This is a genomic window from Sphingomonas sp. CFBP9019 (assembly GCF_034045155.1).
GTDB lineage: Bacteria > Pseudomonadota > Alphaproteobacteria > Sphingomonadales > Sphingomonadaceae > Sphingomonas > Sphingomonas aerolata.
In genome coordinates this window covers 86647-104962 of sequence record NZ_JAXCWK010000005.1, presented here as the reverse complement: position 1 = coordinate 104962, position 18316 = coordinate 86647, and the positions used below count along the sequence as shown (strand labels likewise).

General features: G+C 67.9%; 17 protein-coding genes. 4 read left to right on the top strand and 13 right to left on the bottom strand.

Going from position 1 to position 18316, the window contains the following annotated elements; all coding sequences use genetic code 11:
• Positions 1-66 precede the first annotated feature (66 nt).
• The 8 genes from SOM18_RS15575 to gloB form a co-directional block, all read right to left on the bottom strand.
• Entirely contained in the window at positions 67-1065 is a 999-nt protein-coding gene (locus SOM18_RS15575; RefSeq protein WP_031394897.1) for an inorganic phosphate transporter, read from the bottom strand.
• 162 nt (positions 1066-1227) lie between these two features.
• Entirely contained in the window at positions 1228-2346 is a 1119-nt protein-coding gene (locus SOM18_RS15570; protein WP_031439632.1) for a DUF47 family protein, read from the bottom strand.
• A gap of 145 nt (positions 2347-2491) precedes the next feature.
• On the bottom strand, positions 2492-4756 hold the full coding sequence (locus SOM18_RS15565) for a TonB-dependent receptor (protein WP_320482066.1): 2265 nt from the start codon (positions 4754-4756) through the stop codon (positions 2492-2494).
• A 217-nt stretch (positions 4757-4973) separates the two neighbouring features.
• Positions 4974-5597 (bottom strand): glutathione S-transferase, encoded by a 624-nt coding sequence (locus tag SOM18_RS15560; RefSeq protein WP_031439634.1) that lies wholly within the window; start codon positions 5595-5597, stop codon positions 4974-4976.
• Positions 5598-5963: 366 nt separating this feature from the next.
• Entirely contained in the window at positions 5964-8141 is a 2178-nt protein-coding gene (locus SOM18_RS15555; protein ID WP_031439635.1) for a TonB-dependent receptor, read from the bottom strand.
• Between the two features lie 135 nt (positions 8142-8276).
• Positions 8277-8639 (bottom strand): hypothetical protein, encoded by a 363-nt coding sequence (locus SOM18_RS15550; RefSeq protein ID WP_042466593.1) that lies wholly within the window; start codon positions 8637-8639, stop codon positions 8277-8279.
• Between the two features lie 2 nt (positions 8640-8641).
• Positions 8642-9058 (bottom strand): hypothetical protein, encoded by a 417-nt coding sequence (locus SOM18_RS15545; RefSeq protein ID WP_052380848.1) that lies wholly within the window; start codon positions 9056-9058, stop codon positions 8642-8644.
• Between the two features lie 40 nt (positions 9059-9098).
• Positions 9099-9827 (bottom strand): hydroxyacylglutathione hydrolase, encoded by a 729-nt coding sequence (gloB, locus tag SOM18_RS15540; RefSeq protein ID WP_320481944.1) that lies wholly within the window; start codon positions 9825-9827, stop codon positions 9099-9101.
• 157 nt (positions 9828-9984) lie between these two features.
• Between gloB and SOM18_RS15535 the strand changes: the two genes are divergently transcribed.
• Complete coding sequence (locus SOM18_RS15535; RefSeq protein ID WP_031440521.1) at positions 9985-11001, top strand: fumarylacetoacetate hydrolase family protein; 1017 nt, start codon at positions 9985-9987, stop codon at positions 10999-11001.
• A 12-nt stretch (positions 11002-11013) separates the two neighbouring features.
• On the opposite strand, the gene SOM18_RS15530 is transcribed toward SOM18_RS15535, so the two are convergent.
• The gene (locus tag SOM18_RS15530; RefSeq protein WP_031440522.1) at positions 11014-11361 is read right to left on the bottom strand and encodes an MmcQ/YjbR family DNA-binding protein; all 348 of its coding nucleotides are present in this window, start codon (positions 11359-11361) and stop codon (positions 11014-11016) included.
• 195 nt (positions 11362-11556) lie between these two features.
• Here SOM18_RS15530 and SOM18_RS15525 point away from each other — a divergent pair, with 195 nt between their 5' ends.
• The 3 genes from SOM18_RS15525 to SOM18_RS15515 are packed head-to-tail and all read left to right on the top strand — an operon-like array spanning position 11557 to position 15280.
• Positions 11557-12864 carry a thiamine pyrophosphate-dependent enzyme gene (locus SOM18_RS15525; protein ID WP_031440523.1) on the top strand — a complete coding sequence of 436 codons (1308 nt, stop codon included), beginning with the start codon at positions 11557-11559 and terminating at the stop codon, positions 12862-12864.
• A 56-nt stretch (positions 12865-12920) separates the two neighbouring features.
• Positions 12921-13928, top strand: coding sequence for an alpha-ketoacid dehydrogenase subunit beta (locus SOM18_RS15520; RefSeq protein ID WP_031394420.1), 1008 nt, complete (start codon positions 12921-12923; stop codon positions 13926-13928).
• On the top strand, positions 13928-15280 hold the full coding sequence (locus SOM18_RS15515; protein WP_320481943.1) for a dihydrolipoamide acetyltransferase family protein: 1353 nt from the start codon (positions 13928-13930) through the stop codon (positions 15278-15280). Before SOM18_RS15520 ends, SOM18_RS15515 begins: the two co-directional genes overlap by 1 nt.
• Positions 15281-15284: 4 nt before the next feature.
• Here SOM18_RS15515 and SOM18_RS15510 read toward each other — a convergent pair whose 3' ends face one another.
• From SOM18_RS15510 to SOM18_RS15495, 4 genes are all read right to left on the bottom strand, one after another.
• A complete protein-coding gene (locus SOM18_RS15510) occupies positions 15285-15956 on the bottom strand; it encodes a peptidylprolyl isomerase (RefSeq protein WP_320481942.1) in 672 nt (223 codons plus the stop codon).
• A gap of 200 nt (positions 15957-16156) precedes the next feature.
• Positions 16157-17353 carry a thiolase family protein gene (locus tag SOM18_RS15505; protein WP_031440527.1) on the bottom strand — a complete coding sequence of 399 codons (1197 nt, stop codon included), beginning with the start codon at positions 17351-17353 and terminating at the stop codon, positions 16157-16159.
• Positions 17354-17392: 39 nt separating this feature from the next.
• Positions 17393-17806, bottom strand: a complete 414-nt coding sequence (locus SOM18_RS15500) for a DUF4345 domain-containing protein (RefSeq protein WP_031440528.1) — start codon at positions 17804-17806, stop codon at positions 17393-17395.
• A complete protein-coding gene (locus SOM18_RS15495; protein WP_031440529.1) occupies positions 17803-18279 on the bottom strand; it encodes a DUF2721 domain-containing protein in 477 nt (158 codons plus the stop codon). The genes SOM18_RS15500 and SOM18_RS15495 overlap by 4 nt, the downstream gene beginning before the upstream one ends.
• Positions 18280-18316: the final 37 nt, after the last annotated feature.

Below are 18316 nucleotides of genomic sequence, written 5' to 3'. Positions count from 1 at the left end.
TACCGCATCAGCGGTTGCGCAATTGCCCTCCGATCATGCTTAACAGATCGTAAGCGCCTGCATTTATCAGATAAATAGCCCGGTCAGCCAATAGGTCGCCGCCCCGATCGCGGCGGCGGCGGGCAGCGTCACCGTCCAGGCGATGATGATGTTGCTGGCGACGTTCCAGCGCACCGCGGACAGGCGTCGCGCGGCACCCACGCCGACGATCGCGCCGGTGATGGTGTGCGTCGACGAGACCGGCACGCCCCAGAAGGTCGCGGCGAACAGCGTGATCGCGCCGCCGGTCTCCGCGCAGAAGCCCTGCGCGGGGGTCAGCCGGGTGATCTTCGACCCCATGGTGTGGACGATCCGCCAGCCGCCCGACAGCGTGCCGAGCGCCATCGCCGCCTGGCAGGACAGCACGACCCAGAAGGGCACGTGGAACTCGCCGCCGAGCAGCCCCTGCGAATAGAGCAGCACCGCGATGATCCCCATCGTCTTCTGCGCATCGTTGCCGCCGTGGCCGAGCGAATAGAGCGCGGCGGAGATCAGCTGGAGCTTGCGGAAGCGCTTGTCGACGCCGAGCGGGGTGAGTTTCAGGCTGGTCCAGGCGACGAGCAGGACGAGCAGCAGCGCGAGCAGCAGGCCGACCGCGGGCGAGACGAAGATCGCGCTGACGGTCTTGATCACGCCGCTCCAGACGATCGCGCCGAAGCCGATCTTGGCGACGCCCGCGCCAAGCAGCCCGCCGATCAGCGCGTGGCTGCTGCTCGAGGGGATGCCGAGCACCCAGGTGATGACGTTCCACGCGATCGCGCCGATCAGCGCGGCGAAGATCACCTGCGCGTCGATCACCTGCGCATGGACGATGCCGGTGCCGACGGTCTGCGCGACGTGGAGGCCGAAGACGGCGAAGGCGATGAAGTTGAAGAATGCCGCCCAGAGCACCGCATATTGGGGTTTCAACACGCGCGTCGAGACGACCGTCGCGATCGAGTTCGCAGCGTCGTGTAGCCCGTTGAGGAAATCGAACAGCAGCGCGATGCCGATCAGGCCGATGAGGACCGGGAGCGAGAGGATCATACGGCTGCCCCGAACGCGGTGTTACCACCCCGGCGAAGGCCGGGGCCCAGCTGGAGAGGTCGCGGTAACGGTGCGCTGCCCTCGGCCATGGCCGTCCCCCAACTGGGCCCCGGCGTTCGCCGGGGGGGTGTCACGGGGGAGGCTTCGGGCCGAAACGACACGTCACGCATGGTCGATGACGAGTCCCTGGATCTCGTTGGCGACGTCTTCGAAGCGGTCGACGATCTTTTCGAGGCTCGAATAGATTTCGCGGCCGATGATGAAGGCCATCGGGTCGGCATGGCTCTTCGACGCGGCGAAGAGCGCGCGCAGGCCGGTGTCGTGGATGTCGTCGGCATGACCCTCGATCTGGATCAGCCGGGCAGTCAGGTCGTGGAGGCGGCCGGCATTGCTGCCGAGCGAGCGGAGCAGCGGGATCGCCTCGGCGGTGATCCGCGCGGCCTCGACGATGATGCCCGCCATGTCGCGCATCTCGGGCGCGAATTCGGTCACCTCGTACAGCGCGATCGCGTTGGCGGTGCCGTTCATCTGGTCGATCGCATCGTCCATCACGCCGATCAGGTCGGTGATCGCGCTGCGGTCGAACGGCGTCACGAACACGCGGCGGACGTCCTGCAGGACCTCGCGCGTGATGTCGTCGGCCTCGTGTTCGCGGCGCACGATCTCGGCGATCTGGCTTTCGATCGAGCCTTCGCCGTGGAGCAGCCGGGCGAGCGCGTCGGCGCCCGCGACGAGCGTCGCGGCATGCGCGTCGAACAGCTCGAAGAACCGCCCCTGCTTGGGCATGAGTGCCTGGAACCAGCCCAGCATCGGAAAACGCCTCCTCATTCGTGACCGCAGCACCGGCAGCACGCGTTGTTCGAACGCCACCGGGATCGGTGGCTTTCGGAATCCTCGGATCAGAGCCTTGAGTTCGGGCTCGTCGACCGCGGCGGCGGCCTTATCAGGCGGAAACCACCGTGTCTCGCGCTGATCCCGCTCGGGCCAGTCGGCGACCTGTTCGACGACCTGCATCGGATAGACGCTGACGATCATCGGCCGGAGACGCCCGCTGCGGCGCCGCTTGTCGTAGCTAAACTTGCCGACCGCGCTGGGGCAGGGGATGCCGCGAATCCCGGCTTCCTCGAACGCTTCCTGCGCGGCGGCCTCGTGCGAGGCGAGGCCGGCAATCGGATTGCCCTTGGGAATCACCCAGCGGCGCGTCTCGCGCGAGGTGATGAGCAGGATCTCGGCGGATCCGTCGGCGGTGATCCGGTAGGGCAGGGCAGCGATCTGACGGATCGGTCGGGTCCTCGGGCAAGGTCAAACCCGATGTCTGACACGCACCGCGCGCGAGCGCCAGACGCTCCGCAAGGGTGGCGTGGCGGATGAACCGCCACGATCCGCAAGGGGATGGCGTGGCGGGGTTACCGCCACGCCGGCTTTGTCAGCGGAACTTGCCGCTGAGCGAGACGCCGATGATCCGCGGTTCGTTGAACACCGCGGCCATGTAGTTCTCGATCACGCCCTTCAGGTTCTTCTCGCCGGTGATGTTGCGCGCGAACACCGCGAGTTCATAGGCGTCGTCGGGCGCGGCATAGCCGATCTTCAGGCCGCCTTCGAAGTTGCCGTTCGCGGTGAACTCCTTGGTCTTGTAGAGCACGAACTGCGTATAGCCCTGGATGTTGAAGTCGCCCGCGATGAACGCGCGACCGCCATTGCCGAGCGGCTGGTCGTAGCGTGCGGTCAGGTCGACATTATACTCCGGCGCATTGGGCAAAGGCTCGCCGTCGATCTTGACGAGGAAGGTCGTGCCGAACGCGCCGGGGACGGGGCGGACCGCCGCGGACGGCGTGCAGACGACCGCGTTGTTGAGCGCGCAGATCTGCACCTCGGTCGTCTTGTCGCGAATCGCGCTGTGGAGCAGGCTGAGCCCGGCGCCGAGCGTGAGGTTGGGAACGGGCTTCCAGTTCGCCTCGGCCTCCATGCCGTATGCCTCGGCCTTGTTGCCGTTGAACAGGATGCCGTTGCCGTTGAGATCGTTGCCGTTGAGCTGGATGTCGTTGACGCGGTAGCCGAACACGGTCGCGTTGAGGCTGAGCGTGTTGTCGAGCAGGCGGGTCTTGATGCCCGTCTCCCACGACAGGATCGTCTCCGAGTTGGCGGTCGAGAAGTCCGAGTTGAACACCGCCGAGCGGCCCTGGATCGTCGGTCCGCGGAAGCCCTGTGCAATGCGCGAGTAGAGGCTGATGTCGGGGCTCGCCTGGTAGAGGAGGCTCGCGTCCCAGCTCGGCTTGGTCGCCTTCAGCGTGACGTCGGTGCGGAAGTTGGCCGGATACTGGCTGACACCGGCGACGGTCTGGACCGGCTTGAGCAGCTGCGTGCGCTTCTTGTCCTCGGTGATGCGGCCGCCGGCAGTGAGCGTCAGCCGGTCCATCAGCTCGTAGCTGATCTGGCCGAAGCCGGCCCAGGAGGTGTTGACGTCGTGGAGGCGGACCCAGTTGTTCGGGTTGCGCTGTGCGGTCGTCAGGAAGAAGGTCCGCTGGTAGAAATCGGTGATGTCGCGCGTGTCGAAATACAGGCCGCCGACCTGCCAGTTGAAGCGGCCGCCCTGCGTGCCCGACAGACGCAGCTCCTGCGACCACTGGTCGAGATCGCGGATCTGGCCCTGCGACTGGCCGAAGCCGTTCGCCAGGCCGCGGACGGGGAAGTTCGCGCCCGCGCCGCCATCGGTGTCGCCGCGGCTGAACCCCGAGGTCGTCTCGTACGCGGTGATCGAGGTCAGCGCGGCAGGACCGAAGTCGTAGGTCGCGCGGACCGAGCCGCCATAGGTGGTGTAGCTCTGCGGATTGTCATTGCCTTCGTCGAGCGCGACGATGTTGCGCGGTTCGACCTGGACGTCGTTCGAGCCCTTCTTCAGCGCGGCGCGGTGGAACAGCGTCGAGGTGCCGTCATACCAGCGCGCATGGCCCGACAGGTCGAGCGAGAAGGCGTTGCCCGGGGTCAGCGCGAGCTGGACGCGGACGTTGCGGTCGTCGAAGCCGCCCATCGCGTTCTTGCGCGGGGTCGCGGTGCTGTCCTGCGTGACGCCGGCATAGACGTTGTCGACATAGTTTTCGCGGTGCTGGAGCAGCGTCGAGACGCGGATCGACAGCAGGTCCTTGATCAGCGGGCCGCCGACGCCCGCGTCGACGCTGACGCTGCCATAGGTGCCGACCGAGGCCGAGGCGCGGCTGTCGAAATCGTTGGTCGGCTTGATCGTGTCGAACTTGATGATGCCTGCGGTCGTGTTGCGGCCGAACAGCGAGCCCTGCGGGCCGCGCAGCACCTCGACCTGGCGGACGTCATAGACCGGGTTCGACTTCAGCACGACATGCTCGAGGATCACGTCGTCCTGGATGATCGTGACCGGCTGCGACGCGCCGAGGTAGAAATCGATGTTGCCGAGACCGCGGATGTAGAAGCGCGGGAAGATGCGGCCGGTGGTCGTCTCGACATAGAGGCCGGGGACGCGGCCCGACAGCGACAGCAGCGTGTCGTCGCCACCCGCCTGGAACGCACGCAACGCATCGCCCGAGGCGACGCCGACCGACAGCGGCACGCGCTGGAGATTCTCCGAGCGGCGTTCGGCGGTGACGACGATCTCGCCGAGGCCGTCTTCAGCGGGGGCGGCAGCAGGGGCGGTGGTCGTGTCCTGGGCGGCGGCGGGCATCGCGGCGAGCAGCAATGTCGCGGGTGCGATGCCGCGCAGGAGCGACGTGGTCAGACGGGTGCGTGTCACGGTGATATTCCCTGGATGATCTTCTTGGTTTTACCGAAGGGACACCCGACGAGCCGCGCGCGCCGATCGCGGCCACCCCCGTGGACCGTGATCGCCGTCGCGCGGCTCATGCTGTCGCAATGCCCCCCGGCGATGCGCTAGGCGCGGATCATGTTGGAAAAATGACAGTCGGCGCATCCGGCTGCCACGGCGTGACTCTGGTCATGACGGCGGCGAAGAGCGGCGAGGCGAGGTAGCGGCCCAGCCAGTCGTGGAGTGCGGGGAGGGGGAGCGTGTCGAACCAGGCGCGATCGGTCTGCGCGAACTGGCGGACGAACGGTAGGATCGCCATGTCGGTCAGCGTGACGCGGGGGCCGGCGAGGTGGCCGGTGGCTGCCAGCCGCGTGTCGAGTTCGGCGAGGATCGCGGTGGCGGCGGCGCGGTGCTCGAGCGGGTCGGTGCCGTGGCGATCGGCATATTTGTAGCGGTCGAGATGATGCTTGAACGCGCCGTCGTTGGTCGCGATCAGATCGGTGTCCTCTCCGGCGAGCCAGTCGAGCGGATCGGCTGTGGCGAGCGCCCAGTGCATGATGGCGAGGCTCTGGTCGATGACGCGGCCGTCGGGGAGGACGAGGACGGGGACGGTGCCCTTTGGGGAGGCCGCGAGCATCGCGGCGGGCTTGTCGCGCAGGACGATTTCGCGGAGCTCGACCGCGATGCCGCTGGCGACGACCGCGCTGCGGGCGCGGATTGCGTAGGGGCAGCGGCGGAAGCTGTAGAGGATGGGGAGCATGGGTTGGGTATAGGGGGCGGGGGGCGGCGCGTCTCCGGGCTGGTTCGCGCGCCGTCGCTCGCGAGGGTTTCTGCTGGCTCCTTGCGCTCGCCCCACCCCGGCGGAGGCCGGGGCCCAGTTGGTAAGGCGGTCGTGACGGCGGGCTGGGGCTGATTACTCCGGTCCTCCCAACTGGGCCCCGGCCTTCGCCGGGGTGGGGTTGGGGGGGGGCTCGCCTCTGTCTACCACCCCGGCGGAGGCCGGGGTCCAGTTGGGTAGGTTTTCGTGGTGGCGGGCGGCGCGGGGTTACTTTGGTCCCCCCCAACTGGGCCCCGGCTTTCGCCGGGGTGGTGCTCCCTTTCTGGGGGGTGGGGAGCGGCCCCCCCGTTACAGCCCGAAGCGGAGCGTCGCGCGGATGTCGCGGCCGGCTAGGGGGGCGAAGTCCTTGAGGAAGCTGGCGTGGCGGCGGGCTTCGACGTCGAACAGGTTGTTCGCGCTGAGCAGGATCGAGGTCTTGCTGTCCTTGCCGAACGGGTTGAAGCCCAAGGTCGCGTTGACCATCGTATAGCCGTTGGTGGTCGTCTCGAATGCGGCGATGCGGTCCTGGTCGAAGACGTGCTCGACCTCGAGCCGGCCGTTGACGCGGTCGCCCTGTGCTTCGATCCCGCCGAGCACGCGCATTGGCGGGATGCGGGGGACGGGGCCGTTGTCGACGATCGTCGCGCGGACATAATCGCCGAGCAGGTCGGCGTTGAGGACATAGCCGCCGATCTGCGCGAGCCGGACCGAGGCATTGGCCTCGAACCCGTAATAGCGCGCATCCGCCTGCTGATACTGGAAGCAGGGCAGGTCGACCTCGCGCCCCGACGGATCGGCGGCGGTCTGGCAGACGCTCTGCGCGACCTGGTTCTCCGAGATATAGTTGGAGAAGTCGTTGTAATAGGCCGACGCGTCGAAGCTGAAGCCGTCGCCATGCGCGTGGAGCGTGCCCTCGATGCCCCAGCTCTTCTCGAGCTTGAAATCGGGGCTGCCGAATTCATAGGCCTGGGTGCCGGCATGGCCGCCGTTCGCGAACAGCTCTTCGGCCGACGGCGCGCGCTCGGTATGCGAGAGGTTGATGCCCAAGCGGACCGCGTCGGTCACGCCGTAGGAGGCGCCGAGCGAGCCCGAGACCGCGTCGAAGCTGCGGCTGCCGCGGAAGAAGCGGAGATCGTCGAGCGGGGTCTTGGCGGAGAGCGACGTCGTCTCGTAGCGCAGCCCGCCCTCGGCCCGGAACGCGCCGGCGCTGTATTGCTGCAGCGTGAAGAGGCCGGTCTGGTTGGTCTCGTTGCGCGGCAGGAAGGCTTCGTCGCCGTTCACGTCGAACAGACGGTTGAAATATTGCACGCCCGACGCGCCCTGCCAGCCGCCGCGATTGGCCTGGACGAGCTCGATCCGGCCTTCGGTGCCGTTGTTGAAGAAGGCGGTGCCGACGCCGCCATCGGGTTCGAGCTCGAAATGGCGATAGGTGGCGTGGCCCGCGCGGACGCGGATCTTGTCGAGGAAGCCGCCGCCGGTGTTGATCTCGCCGCGCAGGTCGACGCGGTTCTGGACGACGTCGAGGCGGGGCGCCTCCTGCTCCTGGCCGACCGCGGTCGCATAGCGGATCGGCACGCCGTAGAGGCTGTCATAATGGCTGTACGACACGCCGAGATTGCCGCCATCGGTGATGATCGACGCGCCGACACCCGCGGTCCAGGTCTCGGACTGGGTGTTGGGCAGCTTGCCGCGGAGCGCGGCGGAGCCGGCGAAGTCGATCGGCTCGTCGGTGTCCTGCGGGAGGCCGACCTGGCTGAGCGCGGCGGCGCGCGCCTGCGACGACAGGATGTTGCCGCCGGTGCGCAGATTGCCCGACTTCAGATAGGAGCCGTCGGCGTGGAGGACGAGGTGCTGGCCGACCGCGACGTCACCCGCGGCGCCGCCCGAGCGCTCGTTCGCGGCCGAGCCGTAGGTGGCGATGCCGTTCACGCGGTAGCCGTTTTCGGGGACGGTGCGCGGGATGCGCGTGTCGATGACGTTGACGACGCCGCCGACCGCGGACGAGCCGAACAGCAGCGCGGAGGGGCCGCGCAGCACCTCGATCCGCTCGGCGAGCAGCGGGTCGATGATGACCGCGTGATCGACCGAGGTGTTCGAGACGTCGATCGAGCCGATCCCGTCGGTCAGCACGCGGATGCGCTCGCCCTGGAAGCCGCGCAGGATCGGGCGCGAGGCGCTGGGGCCGAACGAGGTGGCGGACACGCCGGGCTGGCGCGCGAGCGTCTCGCCGATGGTCGGGCGCAGGTTGCGGGTAAGCTCGGCGCCCGAGAGGATCGAGGTGCCCTGGAGGACGTCGGTCTCGCTCTGGCGGACGGGGGCGGTGACGAGGATCTCGGCGGCCGCGCGCGGGGCGGGGGTGCGGGTCGGGGCTGGGGTTGCGGCAGGCGTATCGGCCGGTGCGCCGGTCGGCGTCGTGTCGGTCTGGGCGGTCGCGGCGGTCGCGGCGAAGACCGCCAGCGCGCTGATCCCGATGAAAGTCTTACGCATAGAAACGCTCCTTGAACCCCGGAGCTGCCGCCTAGCGCGAATGATGTATCATATCAAAGCAGATGTTCGCAGCTGCGGAAAATTGGATGGCTGGTTGTTGCCATGATGCAACATATCATCCGGGGCGGCCGGGCGTCAGGGTTTGTCGTAAGGGGTGAAGTCGGTGAAGCGGCAGGAGGGGGAGGGGATCGACAGGCCGGGTTCGATCAGCCGGAACCGGTCGTTGCGACAGAGCTGGCCGCCATAGATGTCGACGATGATCGTCGACAGCGGGCGCAATTGCGGACAGGGGCCGACCGGGCCGGTGCGCCAGACGCGCTTGCCCGACTGGCGATAGAGGATGGTGGTCGCGTCGAGGATCGTCGGGCCCTGGACCAGGCCGATGCCGATGCAGCGGACCGGCGTGCCGGCGATGCGCCCCGCGAGCGGATCGTCGCGGCCGGCGACGAGCGTCAGTGCGAGCGCGGCGAGGGCAGCGATCCGGCCGGAGCGCGGCATCCTCACCGAACCTTCCGATAGGGGACGAATTCCCCGAAGCTGCAGCTGCCGCTGGGGAAGCGGCTGGCGCGGTCGATCGTGTTGGCGATGTCGCCGCGGCAGAGCTGCCCCGAGGGCGTCCGCGTGATCAGGATGTTGCGGTCGAGATCGCCGCACCCGCCATTGGTCTCGGTCCGGTAGATCGTGCCGTTGTTGACGCGGTAGAGGAAGGTCGAGCCGTAGCTGGTCACCTGCTTCTGGCCGAGGGCGTTGAGGCACAGGGTCGGCTCGCCGGGGGTCAGCCCCTTGAGCGCGGTCGCGAGCTTTCGCTGCGTTTCGGTTTCGCGCTGCGCGATCTGCGCCTGTTCGCGCGGGGTCGCCGTACAGGCGGTGGCCGCGATCGTCAGGCAAAGCAGCGATAAGCGTGTCATGATGCGCATGCGGTTTCCTTCGCGCCCCCAAGAGTACAGCATAGCCTATTCAGCCCTTGAACGCATCCTTTGCCGCGCGCCGCTCGCCGAGCTCGGCGGCCGAGGTCGCGCGGAGAAACGGATTGGTCGCGCGTTCGAGCCCGATCGTCGTCGGCACGGTCGCCTCGCCGCGCGCGCGCGCTGCGTCGACCTCGGCCATCCGGTCGCGGATCGCGGCATTGTCGGGCTCGGCGACCAGCGCGTAGCGGCCGTTCGACTGGGTGTATTCATGGCCGCAATAGACGCGCGTCTCATCGGGCAGTGCGGCGTAGCGTTGCATGTTGGCGAACATGTCGGCGGGCGTGCCCTCGAACAGTCGGCCGCAGCCCATCGCGAACAGCGTGTCGCCGGTGAAGATCACCGCGTCGTCGGCGAAGTGGAAGGCGATATGGCCCTGCGTATGCCCGGGCACGGTCATCACCTGCGCGGCGTGCGCGCCGAGCGTGACGACGTCGCCCTCGGTCACGCTGCGGTCGAGCGTCGGGATCTTCGCGGCCTCCGCGGCGGGGCCGGTGACGGTCGCGCCCTGAGCGCGGATCGCGGCGTTGCCGCCGGTGTGATCGGGATGCCAGTGCGTCGTCCAGACCTGATCGATCCGCCAGCCGCGCGCGGCCGCCGCGGCGATCACCGGATCCGCCTCGCCCGGGTCGAGCGCGACCGTTTTGCCGCTGTCGGGATCGTGGATCAGCCAGGCGTAATTGTCGCTGAGGACGGGCACGCGGACGATATCGAGGGGCATGGCGGAGCTTTCGAAGGCGGTGGCCAGGTGTGGCGCCGTGGTCGGGGGGATGCAAGGATAACGCATGAGCGGCCGGTCGGGATGCGCGTGCGACCGCCGGTCTCGACTTCCTGCGGCGGGCGGGCGTAGGGTGGTGAAAACATTGAGAGGATCCGCAATGAAACTGGCCAGCCTGAAGGACGCAGATCCAGCCCGGGGCCGTGACGGCCGGCTCGTCGTCGTGTCGAATGACCTCGCCTGGTATGCCGATGCGACGCATATCGCGCCGACGCTGCAGGCCGCGCTCGACGACTGGGACCGGCTTGCGCCCGCGCTCGAGAATCTGTCGACCGATCTCGAGCACGAGATGATCCCGATGCGGCGGTTCCACGAGCATGACGCGGCGTCGCCCTTGCCGCGCGCCTATCAGTGGGCGGACGGCTCCGCCTATGTGAACCATGTCGCGCTCGTGCGGCAGGCGCGCGCCGCCGAGATGCCCGACAGCTTCTGGCACGATCCGCTGATGTATCAGGGCGGGTCGGACGGGTTTCTGGGGCCGCGCGACCCGATCCCGCTTTCCGACGAGAGCTGGGGCTGTGACATGGAGGGCGAGGTCGTCGTCGTCACCGGTGACGTGGCGATGGGCGCGAGCCGCGACGAGGCGCTGGCGGCGGTGCGGCTGGTCGGGCTGACCAACGACGTGTCGCTGCGCAACCTGATCCCGGGCGAGCTGGGCAAGGGATTCGGCTTCTTCCAGTCGAAGCCCGCCAGCGCGTTTTCACCGGTGTTCGTGACGCCCGAATCGCTCGGCGACTGGTGGCAGGACGGCAAGCTGCACCGCAAGCTGATGGTCGACCTGAACGGCCAGCCCTTTGGCCGCGCCGAGGCGGGCGAGCACATGACGTTCGATTTCGGCACGCTGATCGCGCATGCCGCCAAGACGCGCAAGCTTGGCGCGGGGACGATCGTCGGGTCGGGCACGGTGTCGAACCGCGGCGCGGATGGCGGACCGGGCAAGCCGATCGCAGACGGCGGGGTCGGCTATTCCTGCCTGGCGGAAGTGCGGACGATCGAGACGATCGCGGGCGGCGCGGCGGTGACCCCGTTCCTGAAAAAGGGTGACACGGTACGGATCTGGGCGGAGGACGACCGGCATCGCCCGATCTTCGGGGTGATCGAGCAGACGGTGGAGTAGCGCGCGAGCCGGCTAGGGGCGCTCGCCATAGGCCTTGCGCTGCGCCGCGGTAGCGCGGTCCCACCAGGCGCGGGCGAGGAGATGTGCGATCCGCTCGCCCGCGCCGGTGCCGTAGCGGACCAGCACCGCCGGCCAGCCGTCATAATGATCGGTCTGCCAGAAGGTCGCGGGGTCGGTGTCGAGCAGGATGTCCTTTTCGTCGAGACCGATATGGAGCACGAAGCTGCCGGGATCGGGCGCTGTGGTGGACGCAAGCGTCTTGCCGCGGAACCTGAGTGCGGGCCGGCCGTAGCTGGTGCCCGGCTCGACACCCGGCAGCGTGCATCCGATCGCGACGACGGCGTCCCAGTCCTGCAGCATGTCGCCCTGCCTCCCCCCGTGTCCGCCCGCGTCCGCAGGCTCATGCTATCGCATTGACCGCATGGCGTTGCACGCCGCCGGTGCGAATGCGGAGTCCGGCAAAACTCCCTCTCGCCAATGCCGTTGAAATTTTATAACAAGGCCGCGAAGAGCGATCCGGCGCGTACGCCGCCGGGCGATGGAGATGGAGTGACGATGGCCAGCGAGCACCCTCGCGCCGATTCGCAGCCGCTGCGCAATCTACCCGGATTGATGCTGCATGTGCCCGAACCGAAGTTTCGACCCGGCGATCCGGTCGATTTCGCCGAAGTCGACGTGCCGCCCGCGGGGCAGGCGCGACGCCCCGATACCGCGGACAAGGCGAGCGATTTCACTGATCTCGCCTATACGCTGGTCCGCGTTCTCGACGATGACGGCAATGCGGTGGGGCCATGGGATCCCAAGCTTTCGCCCGATATGCTGCGGCGTATGCTGCGCAGCATGGCGCTGCTCCGCGCGTTCGACGAGCGCATGTTCCGCGCACAGCGTCAGGGCAAGACGAGCTTCTACATGAAGGCGCTGGGCGAGGAGGCGGTCGCGGTCGCGGCGGCCTATGCGCTCGATTACGAGGACATGTGCTTCCCCTCCTATCGCCAGCAGGGGCTGCTCATCGCACGGGGCTGGAGCCTCGTCGACATGATGAACCAGATCTATTCGAACACCGCGGACCGGCTTGGCGGCAAGCAGCTGCCGATCATGTATTCGGTCAAGGAAGCCGGGTTCTTCTCGATCTCGGGCAACCTCACGACGCAATATCCGCAGGCGGTGGGCTGGGCGATGGCGTCGGCGGCGAAGGGTGACACGCGGATCGCGGCGACCTGGTGCGGCGAGGGATCGACCGCGGAGGGCGACTTCCATTCGGCGTGCACCTTTGCCGCTGTCTACCGCGCGCCGGTGATCTTCAACGTCGTCAACAACCAATGGGCGATTTCGAGCTTTTCGGGGTTCGCGGGCGCGGAGGCAACGACCTTTGCGGCGCGCGCGGTCGGGTACGGGATTGCCGGGCTGCGGGTCGACGGGAACGACGCGCTGGCCGTGTACGCCGCGACGCTCTGGGCGGCCGAGCGTGCGCGGACCAACCAGGGGCCGACGCTGATCGAGCATTTCACCTATCGCGCGGAAGGTCATTCGACCTCGGACGATCCGGGTCAGTATCGCAGCGAGGGCGAGCCCAATGCGTGGCCGCTCGGCGACCCTATCAAGCGGCTGAAGGATCATCTGATCACGATCGGCGAATGGGACGACGAGCGCCACGCGGCGCAGGACAAGGAGCTCGCCGAGCAGGTGAAGGCCGCGCAGAAGGAGGCCGAGAAGAACGGCATCCTCGGCCACGGGCTGCACCAGCCGCTCGAATCGCTGTTCGACGGCGTGTTCGAGGAGCTGCCCTGGCATCTGAAGGAGCAGCGTCAGCAGATGCTCGATGAAGAGACGGCAAGCGGCCGTCCATGGGATCGCAAGGCATGAGCGACATGATCGAGGCACCCGGGTCCGAAGCAGCGGACGGCGGCGAGACCAGCCGGATGAACATGATCCAGGCGATCAACTCCGCCATGGACATCATGATGACGCGCGATCCCGACGTGATCGTGATGGGCGAGGATGTCGGCTATTTCGGCGGCGTGTTCCGCGCAACCGCGGGGTTGCAGGCGAAACACGGCAAGACGCGCGTGTTCGACACGCCGATCACCGAATGCGGGATCATCGGCGTCGCGGTCGGCATGGGCGCATACGGCCTGCGTCCTGTCCCCGAGATCCAGTTCGCGGATTACATCTATCCCGCGCTCGACCAGCTGGTGTCCGAGGCCGCGCGGCTGCGCTATCGCTCGGCGGGCGAGTTCACCTCGCCGATCACGGTGCGATCGCCGTTCGGCGGCGGCATCTTCGGCGGGCAGACTCACAGCCAGAGCCCCGAGGGGCTGTTCACGCACATGTCGGGGATCAAGACGGTCATCCCGTCGACGCCCTATGACGCCAAGGGCCTGCTGATCGCGGCGATCGAGGACAATGACCCGACGCTCTTCTTCGAGCCCAAGCGCATCTATAACGGACCGTTCGACGGCTATTGGGACCGGCCGTCGCAGAACTGGTCGAAGCATCCCGCGGGCGAGGTGCCGACCGGCTACTACAAGATCGAGCTCGGCAAGGCGAAGATCGTCCGGGCGGGCGAGGCGCTGACCATCCTCGCCTACGGCACGATGGTGCATGTCTGCGCGGCGGTGATCGCCGAGACGGGGATCGACGCGGAGATCGTCGACCTGCGCACGCTCGTCCCGCTCGACATCGAGACGATCGAGGCGTCGGTGAAGAAGACCGGGCGCTGCATGATCGTCCACGAGGCGACGCGGACCAGCGGCTTTGGCGCGGAGCTGTCGGCGCTGGTGCAGGAGCGGTGCTTCTACCATCTCGAGGCACCGATCGAGCGCGTAACCGGGTTCGACACGCCCTACCCGCACAGCCTGGAATGGGCCTATTTCCCGGGGCCGGTCCGTATCACCGAGGCCCTCAAGAAGATCATGAAGGACGCATAATGGCTCGCTTTACCTTCAAACTGCCGGATATCGGCGAAGGCATCTCGGAGGCCGAGATCGTCGCATGGCATGTCGCGATCGGCGACCGCGTCGAGGAGGATTCGCCGGTCGCGGACATGATGACCGACAAGGCGACGGTCGAGATGGAGTCGCCCGTATCGGGCGTCGTCGTCGAGCTGGCGGGCGAGGTCGGGGATCAGGTGTCGATCGGTGCCGCGCTGGTGGTGATCGAGACGGATGCGGTCGACGCCGGGGGCGAGGTCGTGGCGGCGCCGTTGACGCCGGCGCAGGCGGAGACGGCCGAGCAGTATGAGGCGGAGAATCCGGGGGTCGAGGAGGTGGTCGAAACGCCGACCGCCACCACCCCGGCGGAGGCCGGAGCCCAGGTGGGGGGCGCCGGTAACGACGCGCAGTCCGTTATTACGTCGACCTCTCCAACTGGGCCCCGGCCTTCGCCGGGGGGGAGTGACGAGCAGGTCGCTGCCGCCAAGGCGCATGCGCTGGCGTCGCCCGCGGTGCGGGCGCGGGCGCGGGATCTGGGGATTGATCTGGCGTCGGTGAAGACCGAGTCGGACCGGGTGCGTCATGCCGATCTCGACGCGTATCTGCGGTACGGCGCGGGTCAGGGCTATCAGGCGCCGGGGGCGAGCCGGGCCCGTGCGGACCAGCCGATCAAGGTCATCGGCATGCGGCGCAAGATCGCCGAGAACATGGCCGCGTCGAAGCGCGCGATCCCGCATTTCACCTATGTCGACGAGATCGACGTCACCGCGCTGGAGGCGATGCGTGCGGATCTGAACGCCAATCGTGGCGGGCGACCCAAGCTGACGATGCTGCCGCTGATGATCGTCGCGATTTGCAAGACGATCCCCGATTTCCCGATGCTCAACGCGCGCTATGACGACGAGGCGGGCGTGGTCACCCGCCACGGCAGCATTCATCTGGGCATGGCGGCGCAGACCGATGCGGGGCTGACCGTGCCCGTGATCCGCGACGCGCAGGATCGCAATGTCTGGCAGCTCGCGACCGAGATCGGCCGTCTCGCCGAGGCGGCGCGCGCGGGCAAGCTCGCGCCGAACGAGATGGGTGGCGGCACGATTACCGTCACCTCGCTCGGGCCGCTCGGCGGGATCGCGACGACGCCGGTGATCAACCGGCCCGAGGTCGCGATCATCGGGCCGAACAAGATCGTCGAACGCCCCGTCTTCAAGGGCGACGAGGTGGTCCGCGCGAAGCTGATGAACCTGTCGATCAGCTGCGACCACCGCGTCGTCGATGGCTGGGACGCGGCGTCCTTCGTCCAGGGGCTGAAAAAGTATCTCGAGACGCCGGTCCTGCTGTTCGCGGACTAAAACGTCAGCGCGGCCGTGGCGGGGTGGGGCGGGTCTTCAACAGCCATGGTCGCGGGCCGCTGGTCGGACGGGGCGTGCCGTCGAGCCGCTTCGCGCTGATCAGCGCGACGCGGTTGAGGATCATCTGACCCTTGAACGCATCGAGCCCGCCGCCGGTCGGCTTGGCGAGGATGCGGCGGACCGTGTCCATGCCGCCGACGACATGGCCGAACGCCGCATAGCCGAGATAGTTCGGGCGCGCGTCCATCGCGGGGGTCGGGCCCACGGTGATGAAGAAATTGCCGCCTGCCGAGCCGGGTTCGCTGCCGCGCGCCATCGAGATCGTCGCGTCGAGATGGCGGATGCCGGTCTGCGTCGTGGTCTCGAGCGGAAAGGCGGGCAGGATGCGCCGCGCATCGGTGCGGATGCCGCCCTGGATGAAGCCGAATTTCGGCGCCTTCTTGCTGCGCGCGGCACGGTAGAAATCGGTCCCGTCGAAGCGGCCGTCATCGACATAGGCGAGGAAGTTCGCGCTGGTCTTGGGCGCGCGGCGCGTGTCGAGCGCGAGTGTGATCGGGCCTTCGGAGGTGGTGAGGCGGACGCGGACGGTGCCGGGTTTCGCGGGGGCCTGTTTCTGGGGGGCGGCCGTGGCCGGGGCGGCCAGCAGCGCTAGCGCCGGGAGGAGGAGGAAACGCATAGGCGGGGCACGACCTTGTCATTTTGAACAGGGGTCGCCCTGTATACCCGCCGTCATCCTGACGAAAGTCAGGATCCAGAGCCAGGAGCGCTGTGGCCCGTTACCCTGGATCCTGACTTTCGTCAGGATGACGGGCGGGGGCGGGGTGGATGGTGCGGAGCGACGGGAGAGGGCGGCGCACCCCCACCACCCCCGTTGCGTCAGACGATCTCGAACAGGCCCGCGGCGCCCATGCCGCCGGCGGTGCACATCGAGACCACGACATAGCGGACACCGCGCTTGCGGCCCTCGATCAGTGCGTGGCCGACGAGGCGCGAGCCGGTCATGCCAAAGGGGTGGCCGACCGCGATCGCGCCGCCATTGACGTTGTACTTTTCGGGATCGATGCCGAGATGGTCGCGGCAATAGAGGCATTGCGACGCGAACGCCTCGTTCAGCTCCCACAGGCCGATGTCCGCGACGGTCAGCCCGGCGCGGTCGAGCAGCTTGGGGATCGCGAAGACCGGGCCGATGCCCATTTCGGCGGGATCGCAGCCGGCGGACTGGAAACCCCGATAGATACCGAGGATCTCCTTGCCCTCGGACTCCGCGGTCCGGCGGTCCATCAGCAGCTGCGCAGACGCGCCGTCGGAGAGCTGGCTGGCATTGCCCGCGGTGACGCTGGTCCCCGGGCTGGAAAAGTCGCCGCCCGGCCAGACCGTCTTCAGCCCGGCGAGCGCCTCCGCGGTGGTGCCCGCGCGGATCCCCTCGTCCTGGGTCAGCGTGACGTGCTCGCTGCCGGTGCGCGCGCCCTGTTTATCGAACAGTGCCTTCTCGACGGTGATCGGCACGATCTCCTCGGCGAACGCGCCGCTCGCGAGGCCGGCGGCGGCGCGCTGCTGGCTCATCGCGGCATAGGCGTCCTGCGCCTCGCGGCTGATGCCATATTTGCGCGCGACGATCTCGGCGGTCTCGATCATCGGGATATAGGCGGCGGGCTCGCGCGCGGTGACGCTCTGGTTGACGTAGCGCGGTGCGTCCTTCGTCACGGTGTAGCTGATCGATTCCATCCCGCCCGCCAGCGCGACATCGGCCTCGTCACAAATGATCGTGCGGGCAGCGAGCGCGACCGCGGTCAGCCCCGAGCCGCATTTGCGGTCGAGCGTGACCGCGGGGACCGATTCGGGCAGGCCACCGGCGAAGAGCGCCATGCGCCCGGCATTGCCGCTCTGCGTCCCCCATTGGTTGCCGACGCCCCAGAACACCTCGTCGATACGTGCAGGGTCGATCCCGGCGCGCTCGACCACCGCGGTCATCACATGCCCGCCGAGCACCGGTGCCTCGGTCGCGTTGAACGCGCCGCGATAGGCTTTGCCGATGGCGGTACGGGCAGTCGAGACGATGGCGGCTTCACGCATGCTTGGACCTTTCGAGGACCGGGTATGGTCAAGCGTCGTCTAGGGATTCGGTCCGGCGTTGGAAAGGGCCCGCCGGGCGAGGCGCGCCTGCCAGAGCATCAGCAGCGGCACGACGAGGATTTCCATGCCGAGCCCGAGCACATGTCCGCGCGACGGCATGCCGACATCGATCAGCGAGACGAGCCGCGCGAGGCCGCCGACCACGATCAGCCCGCCGAGCAGCCGGAAGCGCGGGCCCTTTGTCTCGATATGCGGAATGCAGCTGAGAAAGCCGAGCCCGGTCGCGAAAAAGATGCCCGAAATATAGCGGAAATGGCTGTCGAGATCGCGCGGCACGTCGGCGAGGTGGCCGAACGGGGCGGGGCCGTGGACGATCCCCTGACCGCCGACGAGCAGCGGCAGGAGGCAGGCGAGCGCGACGACGCCCTGCAGCAGGCGCTTTTCGGTGTTCATGTCAGCTTGTCGAGCAGTTCGGGGTTGTCGAGCAGTTCGGGGCGGATGCGGAAGGCGACCAGCGAGATCCGCACCTCGATCATGAAGCTGGCAAAGGCGGCGATCAGCAGGATCATCGCGAGGATGAACGAGACCGCGACATAGGTCCCGAAGTGCAGCTTGGCGAGTTCGGCGATGAACAGCAGCGCGATGACGATACAGGTCATGATCGCGCTCGACACCGCGAGGAAGAGCGAGGCGTTGATGATCGTCATCCGCCGGTCGAGCAGCCGCAACTCCCAGATATGGCGGATGCGTTCGGGCCCCGCGCTGCTGGGATGGAGCTTTTCGAGCTGGCGGGCGCGGTCGATGACGCGCGAGAGGCGACCGGCGAGCACGTTGAGCAGCTGGCCGATGCCCGCGAGCATGAAGACGGGCGCAAGCGACAGCTGGATCGTCTGCGCGATCGTCGAAACGGCGGGAAGGGGTATCATCCTGATCATCATGCGGAATAACCGCGCCGGAGGGAAG